17 protein-coding genes are annotated in these 18,258 nt (G+C 67.4%); 7 read left to right on the plus strand and 10 right to left on the minus strand.

What is annotated here, in order from left to right:
• Positions 1-10: 10 nt before the first annotated feature.
• From Pla123a_RS03040 to Pla123a_RS03050, 3 genes are all read right to left on the minus strand, one after another.
• On the minus strand, positions 11-1,333 hold the full coding sequence (locus tag Pla123a_RS03040) for an outer membrane protein assembly factor BamB family protein (protein ID WP_146584043.1): 1,323 nt from the start codon (positions 1,331-1,333) through the stop codon (positions 11-13).
• 93 nt (positions 1,334-1,426) lie between these two features.
• Positions 1,427-2,119, minus strand: a complete 693-nt coding sequence (locus Pla123a_RS03045) for a hypothetical protein (protein WP_146584044.1) — start codon at positions 2,117-2,119, stop codon at positions 1,427-1,429.
• 453 nt (positions 2,120-2,572) lie between these two features.
• Entirely contained in the window at positions 2,573-3,565 is a 993-nt protein-coding gene (locus tag Pla123a_RS03050) for an NADPH:quinone reductase (protein WP_146584045.1), read from the minus strand.
• A gap of 429 nt (positions 3,566-3,994) precedes the next feature.
• Between Pla123a_RS03050 and Pla123a_RS03055 the strand changes: the two genes are divergently transcribed.
• The 6 genes from Pla123a_RS03055 to Pla123a_RS03080 all read left to right on the plus strand — a co-directional run bounded on the left by Pla123a_RS03055 (position 3,995) and on the right by Pla123a_RS03080 (position 8,180).
• The gene (locus Pla123a_RS03055; protein ID WP_197527616.1) at positions 3,995-5,551 is read left to right on the plus strand and encodes a YcjF family protein; all 1,557 of its coding nucleotides are present in this window, start codon (positions 3,995-3,997) and stop codon (positions 5,549-5,551) included.
• A gap of 65 nt (positions 5,552-5,616) precedes the next feature.
• Positions 5,617-5,847, plus strand: a complete 231-nt coding sequence (locus Pla123a_RS03060; protein ID WP_146584047.1) for a DUF433 domain-containing protein — start codon at positions 5,617-5,619, stop codon at positions 5,845-5,847.
• The gene (locus Pla123a_RS03065) at positions 5,844-6,161 is read left to right on the plus strand and encodes a hypothetical protein (RefSeq protein ID WP_146584048.1); all 318 of its coding nucleotides are present in this window, start codon (positions 5,844-5,846) and stop codon (positions 6,159-6,161) included. Before Pla123a_RS03060 ends, Pla123a_RS03065 begins: the two co-directional genes overlap by 4 nt.
• Positions 6,162-6,198: 37 nt before the next feature.
• Positions 6,199-7,290 carry a 23S rRNA (adenine(2503)-C(2))-methyltransferase RlmN gene (gene rlmN / locus Pla123a_RS03070; RefSeq protein WP_146584049.1) on the plus strand — a complete coding sequence of 364 codons (1,092 nt, stop codon included), beginning with the start codon at positions 6,199-6,201 and terminating at the stop codon, positions 7,288-7,290.
• Positions 7,291-7,341: 51 nt separating this feature from the next.
• Positions 7,342-7,566 carry a hypothetical protein gene (locus tag Pla123a_RS03075; protein WP_146584050.1) on the plus strand — a complete coding sequence of 75 codons (225 nt, stop codon included), beginning with the start codon at positions 7,342-7,344 and terminating at the stop codon, positions 7,564-7,566.
• A gap of 56 nt (positions 7,567-7,622) precedes the next feature.
• Positions 7,623-8,180 carry a protein kinase domain-containing protein gene (locus Pla123a_RS03080; protein WP_146584051.1) on the plus strand — a complete coding sequence of 186 codons (558 nt, stop codon included), beginning with the start codon at positions 7,623-7,625 and terminating at the stop codon, positions 8,178-8,180.
• 97 nt (positions 8,181-8,277) lie between these two features.
• On the opposite strand, the gene Pla123a_RS03085 is transcribed toward Pla123a_RS03080, so the two are convergent.
• The 5 genes from Pla123a_RS03085 to priA all read right to left on the minus strand — a co-directional run bounded on the left by Pla123a_RS03085 (position 8,278) and on the right by priA (position 16,306).
• Positions 8,278-9,765: a glycosyltransferase family 4 protein gene (locus tag Pla123a_RS03085; protein WP_197527617.1), complete on the minus strand. Its 1,488-nt coding sequence runs from the start codon at positions 9,763-9,765 to the stop codon at positions 8,278-8,280.
• A gap of 163 nt (positions 9,766-9,928) precedes the next feature.
• Positions 9,929-11,503 carry a sodium:solute symporter family protein gene (locus Pla123a_RS03090; protein ID WP_146584053.1) on the minus strand — a complete coding sequence of 525 codons (1,575 nt, stop codon included), beginning with the start codon at positions 11,501-11,503 and terminating at the stop codon, positions 9,929-9,931.
• Positions 11,500-11,721 carry a DUF3311 domain-containing protein gene (locus tag Pla123a_RS03095; protein WP_146584054.1) on the minus strand — a complete coding sequence of 74 codons (222 nt, stop codon included), beginning with the start codon at positions 11,719-11,721 and terminating at the stop codon, positions 11,500-11,502. The genes Pla123a_RS03090 and Pla123a_RS03095 overlap by 4 nt, the downstream gene beginning before the upstream one ends.
• Positions 11,722-12,042: 321 nt before the next feature.
• The gene (locus tag Pla123a_RS03100) at positions 12,043-13,878 is read right to left on the minus strand and encodes an ATP-binding protein (protein ID WP_146584055.1); all 1,836 of its coding nucleotides are present in this window, start codon (positions 13,876-13,878) and stop codon (positions 12,043-12,045) included.
• A gap of 97 nt (positions 13,879-13,975) precedes the next feature.
• On the minus strand, positions 13,976-16,306 hold the full coding sequence (gene priA, locus Pla123a_RS03105; RefSeq protein ID WP_231956306.1) for a replication restart helicase PriA: 2,331 nt from the start codon (positions 16,304-16,306) through the stop codon (positions 13,976-13,978).
• A 233-nt stretch (positions 16,307-16,539) separates the two neighbouring features.
• Here priA and nadD point away from each other — a divergent pair, with 233 nt between their 5' ends.
• Positions 16,540-17,091, plus strand: a complete 552-nt coding sequence (gene nadD / locus Pla123a_RS03110) for a nicotinate-nucleotide adenylyltransferase (RefSeq protein ID WP_261342742.1) — start codon at positions 16,540-16,542, stop codon at positions 17,089-17,091.
• 7 nt (positions 17,092-17,098) lie between these two features.
• Here nadD and Pla123a_RS03115 read toward each other — a convergent pair whose 3' ends face one another.
• Positions 17,099-17,428, minus strand: a complete 330-nt coding sequence (locus tag Pla123a_RS03115; protein ID WP_146584057.1) for a hypothetical protein — start codon at positions 17,426-17,428, stop codon at positions 17,099-17,101.
• 268 nt (positions 17,429-17,696) lie between these two features.
• Positions 17,697-18,239 carry a hypothetical protein gene (locus tag Pla123a_RS03120; RefSeq protein ID WP_146584058.1) on the minus strand — a complete coding sequence of 181 codons (543 nt, stop codon included), beginning with the start codon at positions 18,237-18,239 and terminating at the stop codon, positions 17,697-17,699.
• Positions 18,240-18,258: the final 19 nt, after the last annotated feature.

Consider the following 18,258-nt stretch of genomic DNA (forward strand, 5'->3'; position numbering starts at 1 on the left):
TACTGCCTGGCTACTCTTTCCCGATGCAGTAGATCGCCTTGTCGGTCCGCAGGAACAGGCGGTTGTCGCCGACCGCTAGGGCGGCGTTGGTGCGGCTGTCGTCGGACTCGAACTTGTTGACCGACAGCAGCTCCATTTCTTCGGGGTTGGCGGCCAGCACGTAGGTGCCGTCGAAGCGGCTGCTGGAGTAGATCTTGCCGTCGGCAGCCGTGGCCGAGGCGTACACAATGCCGGGCCGCGGGCGGAGCCGCTCCTCGTACTTCACGTCGCCGGTCTTGGCGTCGAAGCAGTACGCGACGCCGTTCTTGTCGTGCGTCAGGTACAGGTAACCGTCGCAGTAGACCAGCGAGTTGACGTTCGAGCCCTTCTCGATCCGCCACAGCACCTGGTCGTTCATGTCGCCCGAGCCGCCGGCGGGCACGGCGATCGTGGTGTTGCGGCGGGCGCCGGTCACGTACACGACTCCGTCCGCGGCGATCACCGACGGGCAGAGGTAGCCGTCGGGGCAGCCGTCGCAGAACCAGAGCTCGTCGCCGGTCTGGGGGTCGTAGGCGGTCAGCCGGTTGGGGACGTTCAGCACGGCCTCGGTGCGGCCGTTGGCCTCGACCAACAGCGGGGTCGCCCAGCAGTCGCGGATCCCGTCGACCTTCCACTTCTCTTCGCCGGTCATTTTGTCGAAGCCGTAGAGCGACTTGCTCTCGATGCTGGCGTTCACCATCAAAATGTCGCCGCAGACCACCGGCGAGGTCGCCGAGCCCCAGCCGTGCGTGCCAGAGCCGAGGTCGCGGTTCCAGATGACGTTGCCCTCGAGGTCCAGGCAGTACGCACCGGAAACCCCGAAGAACGCGTAAAGCCGCTCGCCGTCAGAGGTCAGCGTGCTGCTGGCGTAGCCGTGCATTGAGTCGAGGCCCGCCCGGTACTGGCTCTCGGGGAGTTTGGCCGGGAAGTCCTTCTTCCAGAGGATCTCGCCCGACGCGCGGTCGAGGCAGACGATATGGCGGACCAGGTTTTCTTGGTCGCCCGGTTCGTTCTCGTCCTCGGCGTAGCCGGAGTAGCAGGTGAGGTAGACCCGCGGGCCGATGAGCGTGGGGCACGAGGTGCCGGGGCCGGGCAGGTCCTGCTTCCAGACGATGTTCTGCTGGTCGTCCCACTCGGCGGGGAGGTCGGTCGCCTCGGCGGCGCCGAACTGCTGGCCACCGCGGAAACCGACCCAGTCTTCGGCCGCCCCGGCCTGATTGGGGAACGCGACTGGCAGCCAGGCGACCAGGCTCAACCCAAAGAAGCAGGCACGGGCAGAACGAAACGACGACAGCAGAGCCGGGACGCGGGTCATAGCGGGGCCTCACTGGGTGGGATCGGAGGGGGGAGCCCCTTCGTTTTACCCAATCGGCCTACGCGATGCTACAGAGCCCATGGCGGTCAGCCGCTACATGCCGCCGTCCATGCCGAGCCGCATTTTCAGCTCTTCGAAGTCCTGCATGTACCGCTCGGTGGTGGAGTGGACGTGCTCGGCCTCGGTGATGAACTTCATGTCCTCGCGGCAGTCGAGGTAGTTGTCGATCATGATGCCTTCGTAGGCGGTCAGGTCGTTGCCGTAGACGATCAGCAGCTTGTGCTCGTCGAGTTGGACTTCCTGCGGGAGCTGCGGGTTCAGCACGGCGATGCCGGTGCAGCCGTCGTTGACCAGCAGCTCCTCGAAGTCCCACAGCACGCTCTGCAGGATCGGCATGTCGATCGACTCGCGGTACAGGTCGGTGTGGCCGCCCGAGTTGTGCGCGTGGCTGGTTTCGAGGACGACGTCCACCACCGGGCCGAGCGGCTGCAGCAGGTCGATGAAGGTTTCCATCATCCGCTGGCGGCTCGCGGCGCCCATCAGCACCGGCACGTTGTTGCGGGTCTCTTCGTCACGGTAGAAGTCGTGGCGGAAGCCGGCGCTCGGCACCACCTCCAGCGCGTAGCTGGGGCGGACGGCGTCGGACAGCTCGAAGTCGCCGTACCGCGCGACGCCCAAGTGGGCCTCGAGCTCGTCCTCGCTCAGGCAGTCGAAACTGCTAGCGGGGGCGGCGACCGCCTGCTCTTCGTCGAAAACAGTTGTGAAGAAATCTTTGAGAAAACCCATCGGAGATTCTCACCTCACTAAATCGATGTCTTTGGCTAAACGCCGTGCGCAACAACGCCGGCTTCTGTCGGGTTCGGGGGTGAGAGCTTCCTGGTTCTCGCAGCTGCAGAGGGGGCGCCCGGGGCGCCGCTCCGCATGCTGAACCCTAGGTCACCCAGGATGCACGTCGGGTGGCCTTGAGTTTGCCGCCGAGGAATTGGAAGGGATTGACCGCAATCAATTGCTACAGCCAGACCACCCCCGGGTAGGGCGTCGGGAAACACGCCCGGTGCAGAAACCGGCCGCTTCTTCCGAGCGGCGAGGCGGTCGCCGACCATCGCCGCGGCGCCACGGCCCGCGCAAACCACACGGCCCGCGCAACCGGCCCTGGGGACCTTGCCGGCAGACCGCACCGGCTGAGAAGAGTGCGAGGCGCCGGGCGTGTGACCCGGCTACCGAGACTGGCCGACCGGATCAGCCAATCCGCACGACGATCTTGCCGGCGAGCTCACCCGTGCCGTGCAGGGTGTTGTCCTCCTGCATGCGGTGCGCGGCGGCGGCCTGGTCGAGCGTGAAGGTGTGGCTCACCTTCGGGCGGTACTCGCCGCTCGCGAGCCAGGCGTTGATCGAGTCGGCCGCCTCGCGCTGCTCGTCGGGCGTCGCCTTGAACATCACGAAGCCGTGCAGGCTGGCGCCCTTCACGTAGAACGGCCCCACCGGGAACTCGGGCCGCGCGTCGCGTCCCGCCATCAGCACAATCCGGCCGCGGTCCGCCAGGCACGACAGGATGCGGTCGAAGTCCGGCTCGCGGGTGGTCTCCCACCAGACGTTGACGCCCCCAAAGGACGGGACCTCGGCGGCGAGCGCCTCGGCCAGGTCTTTGACCTTGTAGTCCACGGCGACGTCGGCCCCCAGGTCGCGGCAGGCCTGGCGTTTCTCCTCCGTGCCGGCGGTCGCGATCACTGTCGCGCCGAGCGCCTTGGCCATCTGCACCACGGTTGACCCCACGCCGCCCGAGCCGCCGTTGACGAGGATCGTCTCGCCGGAGGCGAGCCGCGCCTCGCGGACCAAGCCGAGGTGGGCGGTGATGCCGACCAACGCGCCGGCCGCGGCCGCCTCGTCGGTAACGCCGTCGGGGATCGGGTAGAGCCAGTGCTCGTTGACCGCGGTCAGCTCGCACAGCGTTCCCTGGCGGCCGAGCAGGCCCTGGTTGCTGCACCACACCCGCTGGCCCGGCCGGAGGCCGCCGCCCGAGCGGACCACCTCGCCCGCCAGGTCGCAGCCCGGCACGAACGGCTTGGGCAGGTCCATCGCGATCATGCCGCCGCGGACGTAGGTGTCGATCGGGTTCACCGCCGCGACCTTCACCCGCACCAACGCGTCGCCCGGCCCGGGCTGCGGCTCGGGCAGCTCGCCGACCTGGATCGACTCGGCGGGACCAGCTTGCTGGACAAAGGCGGCTTTCATTGTGCGAGTCCTGACTTCGGGCGGCGAATAGGTAGATGGCCAATCAGACTAGGATAACCGTGCTGCGGGAGCTTGAAAAAGGGACTGGCTCTCGACCGCAAAGCTGAAGAGTGCCGTTCGATACGATGTGAGTGCGGTCGTTTGCCCGTCCCTCTTTCAAGCGGGCCTTCCACATGCGGCGCCCCTAAGACTTCCAATTCCGGTGGTCCGTCGAAAAACGGGGACAGGCACGACGCCCCGCTGCATGGTGCTGGGGGTCCAGCCGGACCAGCACGTCGAGCCAGTCCCCGTTTTCCGACTCGCCGGCTGCCGGCGCCGTTTCGGGCCCGCCACTGCGAACCGCGCGTCTTCTGCGGTAAGATAGATTCCTTGACGCTCACCACGATCTTACCCACCCCAGCCCCGTTCAGGTAACCAACCCCGCCCATGATGGGACTCCGCAAACCATCCGCCGGCCTGCTGCTGGTGCTGCTGCTGATCGGCGGCGGCTACGCGGTGGTGAGCGTCACGCCGAACGTGATCGCGCAGTACAACAGCGCGGCCGAGATTAACCCCACGGTCGGCTACGCTTACCTGGCGGTGGTGTCGCTCGGCGCGCTGGCGTTCGCCGGCGGCGTCGGCTACCTGTTCCTGCGGCTCGTGAAGAACGCCCGCGCAAAGCACAAGGAACACGCCCGCCGCGCCAAGGATCCCAGCAAGCTGTCTGCCAAGGAACGCGAGGCCGAGCTGGCCGACAACCTGGCCGCCGGCCGCGACTACGCCGCCACCTCGGCAATGAAGGCCAAGCTCCGCGCGGAGCTGGAGCGGATGACCGAGGAGCTCGAGTCCAAACGCGAGCACCGCCGGCTGGAAATCGTCGCCTTCGGCACCATCTCTAGCGGCAAGTCATCGCTGCTCAACGCGCTGTGCGGGCAGGACGCGTTCCGCTCGAGCGTCGTGGGCGGCACGACCATCGCCAAGAGCAGCGTCCCCTGGTCGGGGCAGGACAAGGTGGTGCTGGTCGACACGCCCGGCCTGGCCGAGGCCGACGACGAATCGCACGGCCGCGTTGCGATCGAGGCGGCCGAGGCGGCCGACCTGGTGCTGTTCGTCGTCGACGGCCCGCTGAAGCACTACGAGCAAGAGCTGCTCGAGCTGCTCGCCAAGATGGAGAAGCGGGTGGTGCTCTGCCTGAACAAGGAAGACTGGTACGACGCGCGGCAGCAACCGGAGCTGCTCGCCCAGCTCGCCGAGCAGGCCAGCCCCGCCGTGGCGGCCGAGGACATCGTCGCGGTGCGGGCGAGCTCCACCACCCGCCGCCAGGTCCGCGTGCTGCCCGACGGCTCGGAGGAGGTCGGCGAGGTGACCGACCCGCCGGACATCTCGCCGCTCGCAAAGCGACTCATGACGATCGTCCGCAAAGAGGGGGGCGACCTGCTGCTGGCCAACCTGCTGACGCGTTCCCGCGGCCTGGTCGACGACGCCAAGGAGAAGGTGCTGGTCGCGCTCGACGAGGAGGCCGACCGCGTCATCAACCGCTACATGTGGGCCGCGGGCGGCGTCGGGCTGATCCCGATCCCGCTGCTGGACCTGGCCGGCGGCAGCGCGGTGACCGTCAAGATGGTGGTCGACCTGGCGGCCGTCTACAAGCAGAAGATCGACACCGACACGGTCGTCGAGATGCTCGCGCAGCTCAGCAAGAACCTGATCGCCACGCTCGGCGCGAGCGCCGCCGCGCCGGCCCTGGGGGCGGCGCTCGGCTCGCTGCTGAAGACCGTGCCGGGCGTCGGCACGATCACCGGCAGCCTGCTGCAGGGCACGGTCCAGGCGCTGGTGACCCGCTGGATCGGCAAGGTGTTCTGCGAGTACTACCGCAACGAGATGAAGACCCCGCCCGGCGGCCTGGCCGAGATGGCCAAGCGGCAGTGGAAGTTCGTCACCAGCCCCGACGAGCTGCGGAAGCTGGTGCGGCTAGGGCGGGAACAGACCGACGACGATTCCGAATAGCCGGCGAGCTACACCTCGGCGGGAGTTTGCTGGGACGTCCTCCGTTAAAGTGGTACAATTCGGGTATGGCTATCAACTGGAACCAATGCGAATCAGTCACCCGCGACCCCGCCGTACTGAGCGGCGCCTGGGTGTTCCGCGGCACGCGCGTCCCCGTGCGCAGCTTGTTCGAGAACCTCGAGGACGGCGCGACCATCGACGCGTACCTCGAGTGGTTCCCGGGTGTGTCACGCACGCAAGCAGAGCAGGTATTGGAGCACGCAGCGGCGAGCCTCTCCGAGCCCGCGGCGTCATGAGAGTGCTGTTCGACCAAGGTGTCCCGGTCCCCCTCAGACGAGAGTTGCAGACCCACTCGGTCGAAACCGCCGCCGAACGCGGCTGGTCCGAGTTGGCCAACGGCGACCTGATCTCCGCGGCGGAATCTGACGGGTTCGACTGCCTGCTCACGACAGACCAGAATCTGCGCTACCAGCAGAACCTGAGTGAGCGAACCCTCGGGATCGTCGTGCTGCTGACGACTTCGTGGCCGAAGGTTCAGAAGAAGATCGATCTCGTCCAAGACGCATTGGATTCGCTTGATCCGCAGGGCTACATCGAGGTTACGTTCTAGCCGCCGAGGCGTAGCTCGCCGGCTACTTTCCAACACGATGATTGACCGCATCCCGATCCACGACGCCCACCGCATCGACCAGCTCCGCAGCGAGCGGCGTATCGAGCCGGGTCTGCTGCGCCGGCTGCGGATCGCGTTCTTCAAGAAGGGCGCCTCGGCGGATGAGGCGCTCGCCCATCTGCCCGACGGCGCCCGGCGGGCGTTTGCCGAGCGGGTCGACTTCCACCTGCTGCGGCTCGACCACCGGGCCGACTCGCAGCAGGACGGCGCGTCGAAGCTGATCTTCAAAACCGACGCCGGCTACCTGATCGAGTCGGTCATCCTGCGGCCCGGGACCGGCCGCACCGCGCTGTGCGTGTCGAGCCAGATCGGCTGCGCCGCCGCGTGCGACTTCTGCGCCACCGGCAAGATGGGCATGGCCCGCAACCTGCCGGCCGCTGCGATCCTCGACCAGCTCGTCCAAGCGAACCAGCGCCTGGCCGCCGAGGACCGCCGCGTCCGCAACCTGGTGTTCATGGGCATGGGCGAGCCGCTGCACAACGAGGCCAACCTGCACGAGGTGCTCGCCGCCCTCGCGCACCCGCAGCTCTTCCACCACCCGATGAACCGGGTGCTGGTCAGCACCGTGGGCATCCCCGACGCGATGGTGCGGCTCGCCCGGCGGTTCCCGGAGGTCAACCTCGCGCTGAGCCTGCACGCGGTGCGGCAGCAGGCCCGCGAGCAGATTGTGCCGCTCGCCCGCCGCTACCCGATCGACCAGCTGCGGGCGACCATCGAGCAACTTAACCGGCTGCAGGGCAAGCCGGTGATGCTGGAGCACCTGATGCTGGCGGGTTTGAATGACTCTCTCGAAGAAGCCCAAGAACTCGCCGCGTGGTGCGAAGGACTATTGGTGCACGTGAACCTGATCCCCTACAACCCGATCGAGGGCGCGCCGCACCTGGTCGGCACGCCGCCCGAGGGCCGTAAGCGGTTCGCCCAGGTGTTGAAGGACGCCGGCGTCACGACGACCACGCGCTACTCGATGGGCCAGGACATCGAGGCCGCCTGCGGCCAGCTGGTGCAACGCGGCAACCGCGAGGTCGCCCGCCAGGCGTCGGCGGCCAAGGCCGACCAGTGCCGGATTTAGCCGCCAGGGCAGACTGCTAGCCCACCCCGCCAACCCTTTGCAAGCTGTTCTATGGACCACGAGACGACCGACCAGAACGCCGCGACGAAGGCCAACGAGAAACTCGCCCTGGGCATGTCGCTCGGATTGTCGATTGGCGTGGGAATCGGAACGGCGCTCGGCGCCGCCCTGGGAAACGTCGGAATCGGCGTCGCTCTGGGGGCGGCGTTCGGCCTCTCGATAGGAACCACGGTCGGCGTGCTCGCTGCGAACGCCAAGAATGCTGGCGGGGAATAGCGTTGTCGGAAACCCAGGGGGAGATTCTCACCGAAGCGCCGGCCAGAGAAGAGTCAATGATTAATCTTCAGCAGCTCGTCGAACGGGTCGGTCCGCTCGACCACCGCCGGGCCGCTCGCTACGCCCTTAATGCGGCGCTCCAGCTTGAAGAACTGCATCGCCAAGGGGGGGTCCATCGTGATGTCCGCCCCACGACGCTCGTCCTGGACCACCGCGGCAACGCCGAGCTGGTGGCCGCTGCCCCCGCGCCAGCGATCAGCACGCTTACGTATTGTTCCGATGCAGAGCTTCCCGAGGTGCTTCCGTGCGTCGATTACCTGGCGCCGGAGGCCGCCCTGTCGTCCGAGCGAGCAGATCATCGCCGTGACATCTACAGCCTCGGGTGTGTGCTCTACTTTCTGCTGACGGGGCGCCCTCCGTTCGCTGCCGGCTCGGTTTCAGAACGCCTGCTCTGCCATCAAGTGACGCCACCGCCGGCGATTGCTAAAAGCCGGGCTGATACGCCAGCGATTCTCTCGCAGCTCTGTGCAAAGATGATGTCCAAGAAGCCAAGAGATCGCCCGCAGTCGGCTTTAGAAGTCGCCGAGACGCTCCGCGGTTGGCTTAAGCCCTAGCTGCCCAGCGCATGTGTCGCCCGGGGAGTCAGACCAGTGCCTGATGCATTCATCAGCCGGCAACGCCGCTAGTTCACGACCTCGGAGAGTCGTGCCACTATGCCGATTGGTTTGGCGAGTTGTTGGCAGTGAGCTTTTGGTAAACCGCGACGGTCTCTCGCGCCATCCGTTCATCATGGTAGTGGTCGTGCACCACGCCGTGCCCCGCGTCGGCTAGCTGCTGGGCGTAGGCGCGTTCGGTCAGCAGGCGGGCGATCTGGGCGGCCAGGGCGTTCGCGTCGCCGGGGGGGAACAGCAGGCCGCCGCCGGTGTGCTCGACGAACTCCGGGAACGAGCCGTGCTCCGGCAGCACCAGCGGCACGCCGTGGGCCAGCGCCTCGATGGCGGGCAGGCCCTTGCTCTCGCGGTAGACGGTCGGCGTGCTGAAGACGTCCAGCGAATGGAGGAACGCCAGCTTCTGCGGACGGTCGAGCTCGCCGAGGTACTCGAACCGCTCGGCGAGCGGGCCCTGGGCGACCTCGGCCTGCAGCTTCTCGAGGTACCGGCGGTCGCCCTCGCCGAGGTAGCCGGCCGCCTTGAGCGTAAAGTCGAGGTCGGGCCGCGACGCGGCCAGGTGCGTGCAGGCCTCGACCAGCAGATGGAGCCCCTTCTCCGGGCACACCCTGGCGAGGTAGCCCACCGTGAGCGGGTGGCCCTCAGTCCCCCTCCCTTCTAGGGAGGGGTTAGGGGAGGGTGGGGCGTCGCCTTCCACGGCGTGTGCTTGTGCTGGGGCGTTCTCAGCGGGGGAATTGACCGGTACAGGAGCACTTTCTTGTCTTTTTACGTCTACCCCCTCCCCTAGCCCCTCCCCCTGCCGGGGAGGGGGAGCTTGGACGCCGCTGCGCGGCTTTGGATAGTCGGCCAGATTCAACCCGTGGGGGATGACATGCACCTTCCCGCGGTCGACGCTTAGGTAGTCGGCCATGAAGTCGGCGTAGTAGTTATTCAGCGCCGTGAAGGCGGCGACCTCGGCGGCGCGCTCTCGCAAGAGCTCACGCGCCTGCTCGTAGTGGGGCGGCTTGAGGGCCTCGAGGAAGATGTCCTCGCCCGACAAGGCGCAGACGACCGGCGGGCCGCCCCGCTCGCTAATCCGCCGGGCCATGCCGATCAGCATCGAGTTGGACAGGTGCACCACGTCGGGCCGGACGTCGTCGATGAGCCAGTCGACCAGCTCGTCGAGCTGCGTGGCCTGGTTGCCGAGCTCGCCCTGCAGCATGCTGACCGTCATGCCGCCGAGCTTGGCCGGGTCGACGCTCGCCGCGCCGCGGGTGACGTAGTTCAAGAATCCCGGCCGGTCGAGCAGGCCCGACAGCCACCGCGGCATCAGCCGGAACAGCCGCGAGGTCTGCAGCAGGTACGCGTTGACCCCGCCCATGAACACCCGTTCGATCCCGACGTTCTTGCCGTCGGTCCGCAGGGGCGTGTAGGTCGGCACGAGGATGACGTCCTCGCCGAGCTCGAGCATCGCCGCCGCCAGGGTGTTGTCGTGCAGACAACTCCCGCAGTACATCCCAGCGGCTCCGGCGGCGATGTAGGCGATCTTCACGAGTGCTTGCGCTGCTACGAGCCAAAAATTCCCTCCCCCCATGGGGGAGGGTTAGGGTGGGGGTGCGCCGTGTACCCGGTTCGCCCCCACCCCGTCCCTCCCCCGCAGGGGGAGAGAGTCTGTCCCACGGCTGGCGCCGTGGGCTAGGAAATCGTGGAGGGAGCTACGCCCTTTCGGGGAAAAACTTCCGCAGCACGGCCGCGTCGGGTTTCGGCGTCACCAGCGACACCACCACCAGCGCCACGGCCGATGCCAAAAAGATCGGCGCCACCGGCTGCATCTTGTAGACCGCGTCGCCGAGGGTGAGGTCGAACGTGTAGTCGCGGATCTCGCCGTAGTCGGACGCGGCGAACTGCCAGCACCACATGCAGATGGCGGTCAGGATGCCCGCGTACGCGCCTGCCTTAGTGAGCCCGCGCCAGTAAAGCGCGGCGAACACCAGCGGGAACAGGCTCGAGAAGCCGCTGAAGCTCCACACGCCCAGGTTGAACACGCTCTTGGTGTTGCTCAGGCTCAAGAGGTACGTCAGCGCGACGATGCCGATGATGAACGCCCGGGTGGTGAACACCTGGGCCCGGTCGGACAGGGGTTCCTTGCGGTAGTGGTTGACGATGTCGGTGCTGAACATCGTGCCCAGGCAGAGGAACTGGCTGTCGAGCGACGACATGATCGCCGCCAGCACGCCGGCCGCCAGGAACCCGCCCAACAGCGCGCTGGTCTGGGTCTTCACTAGGAACGGCAGGATCGCGTTCGGGTTGACGATGTCGGTGCCCGGCACCTTGGGCAGCGGCGGGCGGGTCGGCATCAGGTCGGTCGTGGCCCAGATGCCGATCAGGATGCACGGCACCCACACGATCATGATGAAGATCGGGTGCGCGACCACCGGCAGCTTGAAGCTCTCGGCGCTCTTGGCGGTGAGCCAGTGCTGGAACAGGTGCGGGAACATGCCGACCGAGAACGGCACGAACAGGTACGTGAAGAACTCGGTCTTTGACATCGCGATGCGGGTCGCCTTGTCGGGCGGCACGGCGGCGCTCAGCTTCTGCATGTTGGCCAGCAGGTTACCCTCGCCGCCGAGCTTGTTGGCGATCACGCAGAACGTGACGATGCCCAGCACCATGAACACGGCGGTCTGGAAGGCGTTGGCCCAGGCCGTGCCGCGCATGCCGCCGAAGAACACGTACACCAGCACCACGCCGCAGATCATCAGCATGCCGATGTACGGGGGGATGCCGCCGGCGATGCCGGGGTTCTTGCTCGGGAACAGGTCGGGGAACGCGCCGGCGGTCATCGCCTGCATGACCGTGCCGCTGGAGATCACGCCGACCAGCAGGTACGGCACCACGAGCCCCACCAGGATCGGGAACAGCAGGAGGCCGATCTTGTCGCTGCCCAGGCGGTCGCGGAAGAACTGCACCTGGGTGCTGTAGCCGTACTTGCTGCCGAGCCGCCAGAGCCGGATGCCCAACAGGAAGAAGCAGAGCGAGTGGATGATGCCGCTGGACGAGGCCATCAGCCCGTACACGCCGACGCCCGCGGAGTACGCCTCGCCGGTCGAGCCGACCAGCGCGAACGCGGTCATGGTCGTTCCGAACAGCGACATCAGCAGCAGGAAGGGGCCGATCGAGTGGCTCGCGAGCTGGTAGTCCTCCTTGGAGCCCGAGAACAGCCGGCTGGCGAACAGGCCGAGCAGAACGAGCAGCGCGAGGTAGCAGCAGATGACAATGAGTTCAGTCACTTGGTGGCCTCCTCGCCGTGCGATTCGGCTGTCAGGTCGTCGTCCCAGCAGAAGCGGGTCGCCATGAACCACACGACGCTCGCCGCGATTGAGATGCACGCGTGGTAGAACAGCGCGATCGGCATGAAGCCGAACACCAGCGTGCCGTCCTCCCAGAACCAGTTGTCCTGGTGGAGCACCACCAGCAGCAGAACCAACGCCCAAACAAGCTTTTGCATAAACCGTGCGCCTGATCGTGAGGTAAGAGGCGGGAGCAATAAGCCGCTAGTCTAGCAGAAGCGGCGTGGCGTGTGGCGGGGGAAGCAGGCGTCGGGGCGGCTGCCAGTATTCACCACGCCGTCAGACCAACCCCGCACCGGTGCGAGGGTGTCGGTTGAATCCCTTTGCGGCTGCGGCAACCTCGCGATTCGTAGCCCCCGGCTCTGCCGGGGGATCGAACAGATGGCACGGTTTGCCCGCGGGACAATCCCCCGGCAGAGCCGGGGGCTACGACGCGATGTTAGGTTGATGATTACCACCCGTGCGCAATGCGTAGAGCCTCAGTCGCTGGCCAGCGTGGTGCGGGTCAGCTCGGCGACCTCCTGCTGCAGGTGGGCCTCCATGTTCTGGTTGACCGACACCTCCCACGGCAGCAGCACCGTGAACGTGCTCCCCTTGCCCAGCACGCTGGAGAGCGACACCTCGCCACCGAGCAGGCGGCACAGCTCGCGCACGATCGACAACCCCAGGCCGGTGCCGGAGTGCTCGCGCGTCATCGCGTTGCCCTGCGGCTGCGCCGAGCCGCCCTGGCGGAACTTCTCGAACACGATGGTCTGGTCTGCCTCGCTAATCCCCACGCCGGTGTCCTCGACCGTCAGCCGGGCGTACTGGTCGTCGTGCCGCGCGGTGCGGACCACGATCCGGCCCCCCTCGGGCGTGAACTTGATGGCGTTGGACAGCAGGTTGTTGAGGATCTGCTGCAGCTTGCCCTGGTCCTGACGCATCATCGGCAGGTCGGGGGCGAAGTCGCAGTCGAGGTCGATGTTCTTCCGCTCGGTCAGCGGGCGGGCCATGTCGCACTGGGCGCTGACGACCGCGTCGATGCGGAAGTCGGTCGGGCGGATGTCCATCTTGCCCGACTCCATCTTCGCCAGGTCGAGGATGTCGTTGATCATCTCCAGCAGCATGCGGCCGCTGCGCTGGATGTTCGACACGTACCGCTGCTGCTTGTCGCTCAGCCCCTCGACGCCGGCCAGCACGTCGGAGAAGCCGAGGATGCTGTTGAGCGGGGTCCGCAGCTCGTGGCTCATGGTGGCCAGGAAGTCGCTCTTCAGGCGGTTCATCTCGAACAGCCGCATGTTGGCCTGGGCGATCTGGTCGATCTTGGCGTCGAGCTCCTCGTTGACCTCCTGCAACGCGTCCTGCTGCCGCAGCAGCCGCCGCAGCATCCGGTTGAACGACGCCGCCAGCTCCTCGAACTCGTCGCCGGTGAGGATCTCGGCGCGCTGCTCGATGTCGCCCTCGCGGACCGCGTTGGCCACGTCGCGGAGGTGCTGCACCGGCTTGACGATCACGTAGCGGATGATGAAGTACAGCAGGAACATCGAGATGAACGCGATCAGCACGGCCGCCGTCCACATCGACGCGCGGAGGCTCGCCAGGTTGCCCTCGGCCTGCTCGCGGTCGACCTCGACGCAGATCACGCCCAGCAGGTCGCCCTCGACGTAGGGCCGCGGCGCGCCGCCGAGGGCCCGGTGGCAGTCGACGCAGCTCTTGTCGGCGTAGAGCGGCTGGTAGTACCGGTACCGCATCCGCCCGTCGAGGTTCACCACGCGTTCCTGGAAGTTCTTAGGACGGTCCTCTGCCGCCCGGCCGTCCGACGAGGAATCGTCCTCCTTGGGCGCGGTCGGGTTGGCGAAGATGTCCTGCAGCAACTCCCGCTCGTAGTCGTAGCGACCCGGGTAGTAGTAGATGTAGTCGCGTTCCTCGGCCAGGTTCCGCGAGCTTGGTTCGGGCAGGATCGCGTACCAGTCGAAGCGGCTGCCGACCGTCTTGCTGCTCTCCAGCGCCTGCAGGTACAGGCCAACCTCCAGCGACTCCGGCGCGGCGGCCGCCGCTTCGTCGTCCGCGGCGAACGGGCCGGTCTGCTGGCTGCGATCGGCGCGGGGCTCCGCGACCATCTTCTCGACAATGTTGAAGTGCTCTTCCAGCCACGCGGCCCGGACGAGCTCGGGGCCGAGCTTGCGGTCGTTCTCCGCGTACTGCCCTTTCACCCACACGCTGAAGTAGTAGAAGATCAGGAAGAGCATCACGCTGAGCGATACCCCGAACCAGAGCAGGCACTTCCGCTCTAGGTTCGACTCGCCGAGAACGCGTTTGAAACTCTCGTAGGACATGCGCAGCGGTGTGAGGTCGAGGGCGTGGGGTCCTGGTATCTTACGGGCTCTGGCGGCGTGGGACCAATGGCATTGTGCCCGTGCTGCCGACCCAGCTCTACATCATCTCCCACGGGTCGACGTCCACGATCCAGCGGAGCCCCTCGGGTGGGGTCAGCTTCGCCAGGGCCGCCTTGACCGCCGCCCGGAGGCGGTCGCCGTCTGGGTGCATTGCTTGCACGTGGTAGCGGAACTCGCCCCGCAGCTTGGCGATCGGCGCCGGCGCCGGCCCGCGGAGTTTCAGGGGCCCGCCGGGCCGCAGCGGATCGTCGTCCCCCCAGGCGGCCTGGATCTGGTCGACCGCCTGCTGGGCGAGCGCGGCGGTCTGCTGCTCGCTCTCGCCCCGGCAGACAAAGCGGATCATCGAGCCGTAGGGCGGGTAGCCGAGCGCCTCGCGCTGCGGCAGCTCGACGCGGGCGAAGGCGTCGTAGTCGTGCCGGGCGGCGGCGGCGATCGCCGGGTGCTCGGGGTCGAAGGTCTGCACCAGCACGCGGCCCCCCTTCTCGCCCCGGCCGGTGCGGCCGGCGACCTGGGTCACCAGGTGGAAGGTCCGCTCGCCGGCGCGGAAATCGGGCCAGTTGAGCGCGGTGTCGGCGTTGATTACCCCCACCACCGTGACGTTCGGGAAGTCGAGGCCCTTGGCGATCATCTGCGTCCCCAGCAGCACGCGGTACTCGCCGTTGCGGAAGGCGTCGAGCGCGGTCTCGTGGCTGCCGGGCCGGCGCATGGTGTCGGCGTCCATCCGCAGGACGCGGGTCCTGGGGAAGCGGGCCTGGACCTCGGCCTCGAGCTTCTGCGTGCCGAGCCCGCCGTAGCGGATCGCGGTGCTGCCGCAGTCGGGGCAGACCTGCGGCGGCGCCTGGCGGTGGTCGCACCAGTGGCACAGCAGGATCGCGTCCTGCCGGTGGAAAGTGAGGGAGATCTCGCACTCCGGGCACTTGGCCGACGCGCCGCAGGCCGGGCACTGCACGTGGGTCGAGAAGCCGCGGCGGTTCAGGAGCAGGATCACCTGCCCGCCGTCCCGCAGCGCGGCGTCCATTGCCTGCATCAGGTTCCGGCTCAGCGCCCCGCGGCGGTTGTGGTCCTCGCGGAGGTCGACCAGCCGCACGGCCGGCATCGGCCAGTTGTTGACCCGCCGCGGCATCGACAGCAGCTTGTACTCGCCCGCCGCCGCCCGCTGCCAAGACTCCAGCGCCGGCGTCGCGCTCCCCAGGATCAGCGGCACGTTCTCGTCCGCCGCGCGGCGCTGGGCGACCTCCCGCGCGTGGTACCGCGGCGCCGAGTCCTGCTTGAAGGTGGTCTCGTGCTCCTCGTCCACGACGATCAGGCCGAGGTCGGGCGTCGGGGCGAACACCCCGCTGCGGGCGCCGACGATCACCTGCACCTCGCCCGCGGCGATCTTCTTCCAGTGCCGGTGCCGCTCGACGTCCGACAAGTGGCTGTGCAGCACCGCGATGTGGTCGAACCGCGCCCGGAACCGCCCGACCGTCTGCGGCGTGAGGCTGATCTCGGGCACCAGCACAATCGCCTGGCGGCCGAACGACACCACCTTCTCGATCGCCTGGATGTACACCTCGGTCTTGCCGCTGCCGGTCACGCCGTGGATCAGCAGCGTGCTGTGCCGCGCGGCGTCGAGCTCGCGGTAGATCTCGCGCAGCACCGTGGCCTGATCGTCGTTGAGCTGTTTGGGCGCCTCACGCGTGACCACGAGCGCCTCGAGCTCGCCCTGGTCGAGCCGCTCGACGCGGGACTCGATCAGGCCCTGCTTGCGGAGCGTGTTGATCGGCGCCGAGGTGCAGCCAACCCGTGTGGCGAGCTGCTTGAGCGTCAGCGGCTTGGGGCTGTTGGCGAGCGCCTGCAGCACGTCGCGTTGCTTGTCCGTGACGTCGAGCGTGGTGACCCGCGCGGCGACCCGCGTCGGCACACTGAGCAGCGTCACCTCCCGCGTGCCGGCCTGGCCCCGCACACCGGCGGGCACCACCGCCTCGAGCACCTGGCCCCACGGGCACAGGTAGTAGTCGGCCATCCACCGCGTCAGCCGCAGCATATGCGGCGTGAGCAGCGACTGCTTGTCGAGCACACCGGCGATCGACTTCAGCTTGCGCCCCGGCGCTGGCTTCGAGCCGACCGCCACGCAGTAGCCGACCTCCGTGCGGTTGCCGCGGCCGAAGGGGACCCGCACCCGCCGGCCGACCTCGAGCAGGGTCTCCGGCCGCCGCGCGTCGAGCAGCTCGTCGGGGATCAGGTAGTCGTACTCATTGTCGGGCCCAGTGGTCAGCACCACCGTGGCGAGCGTCTGCTGCGCAGCGGCGTCCAATTCCCACGGAGCGGGGTCGTCGTCGAACAGCGATTGCTGGTTGCTGGCCAAGTGGAAACGTTTCGCTCGCAATGTAAGAAGTAGGGGGAGAATCCGCAGCCTCCGGCGGAAGCCGGAGGTTTTGCCCCGGTGGTTGCTTTCTCTCTGGTTCCAAACCTCTGGCTTCCGCCGGAGGCTACTCAACTCGTGGAGATCGCAACGCCCACCCGCGGCATGACTCCCGCAGCGGAACCGATTACGATAACCCCTTCGCCCCCCAGCTCACCACCCACACTCACGGCAGACCCCTGGCCCAGCGACTCGGTATCTTCGGCGGCAGCTTCGACCCGGTGCACCACGGCCACCTGGCCCTCGCGCGCGCGTGCCGCGACGCGGCCCGCCTCGACGAGGTGTGGCTGGTCCCCGCGGCCGTGCAGCCGCACAAGCCGCACGGCCCGGTAGCCGCGAACGAAGACCGCCTGGCGATGCTCCACCTAGCGACCGACTCCGACCCAAGCCTGCGAGTGAGCGACCTCGAGATCGCCCGCGGCGGCGTCAGCTACACGGTCGACACGCTCCGCGCCGTGCACGACCAGGCGCCCGACGCCGAGCTCTACCTCTTGATGGGCGCCGACACGCTGGCCGATCTGCCGAAGTGGCGCGAGCCCGAAGCGATCCGCCAGCTCGCCAGCCTGCTGGTTGTCCACCGCCCCGGCGAGCCGCTCCCCGAGGTCGACGGCGTGACGATCGTCGAGATGCCGTTGTCGGACCTCAGCAGCAGCGAGATCCGCCGCCGCGTGGCGGCCGGTGAGTCGATTGAGGGGATGACGCCCGAAGGCGTGGCGGGGTACATCGCCGAGCGTGGGTTGTACCGGTAGGCCACCGCTATCGACAGGACTCGAAGTACGCGCTCACTCTGCTGGAAGTCGTCAACAGCACCACCGACACGCCGTAGGCGAGCGCCATGGCGGCCATCGCCACCCCGCCAAAGACGAATCCGTTGGTGACAAATGCGAACGCGGCCAACGCCGCAACGAACGCGCCGAGCGAGTAGAGCACTACGGATAGCCAGCGGGCCCAGGTCGCGCCGCGGTAGAGGTTCACGGCGATCAGCACCGTGAAGAAAAACCGGACGAGCCGCACGACAATACGCTCGGCCCCCTGCACGCTGACAAGTGTCGCGATGCTTGCCCCGAGATCGCTACAAGCAGCCAAGCGATGGTCGCAACCAACCGCCGGCCTTTGAGGACTGCCTCGGTTTGTGTGGCCGGCTCTTGTTCAAAGTCCGTCTCGGGGGAAAGGTAGGGGTTGGTGCTCATGAGGGAAATCAACCGGTGGAATTTCGAGTAGCGTAGGACGGCTACGCGACGCCATGATGCGCGAGTTGGTAGGCCGGAACAAGCGCAGCGTCGTTCCGGCAGTTGCGGCCGCGAAACGCCGGAACGGCGCTGACGCCTGTTGCCGGCCTACGATAGGCATGGCGTCAAGCCAGCACCAAGGCGTCGCCGCCGGAGTGTGCGGGCAGAGCTAGGGGCACAACGGCGGAACCACGGTCGAGGAAGTGACGCAGCTCGGTTGTGCCGGCGTCGGACGAGGGATCGCCAATGGTGGTGACGAGCAGGTAGACATCGGGCACACCGACGATTTCGTAGAGTTCGAGCGAGTCCGATCCGAAGTCCTTGTCGTAGTCGGGCTTGTTGATACGCCGCTTCTGCTCGGCGAAGTAGTCCTCGAACTCTGGTCGCGGGAGAGGGCAATCGTAGGTCCAAGCGTCCTCTGCGACGTTGCGCAGCCAACGGTCGTGCTCGGCTTCGGTGATCTCCGAGGCGTTGGCGATCATGGCGCAGAGCTGCGCACGGGTGAGTTGCGAGTGTTGGGCGTCCTTTCCAAGTTGCTCGAGCAAGATGGTCGTTCTGGGGTCGCAGGGGCCGTAGATCCGCAGGCGCGCCAAGATGTCGGCGTGCCGGTTCGAGCGGCGGTCGATCTGGCGGTAGTGCGAGGCGAGGTTCATGGGCTGGGCGGCCATCGAACAGGAGAGATCCCAG

It is taken from the genome of Posidoniimonas polymericola (assembly GCF_007859935.1).
Lineage (GTDB): Bacteria > Planctomycetota > Planctomycetia > Pirellulales > Lacipirellulaceae > Posidoniimonas > Posidoniimonas polymericola.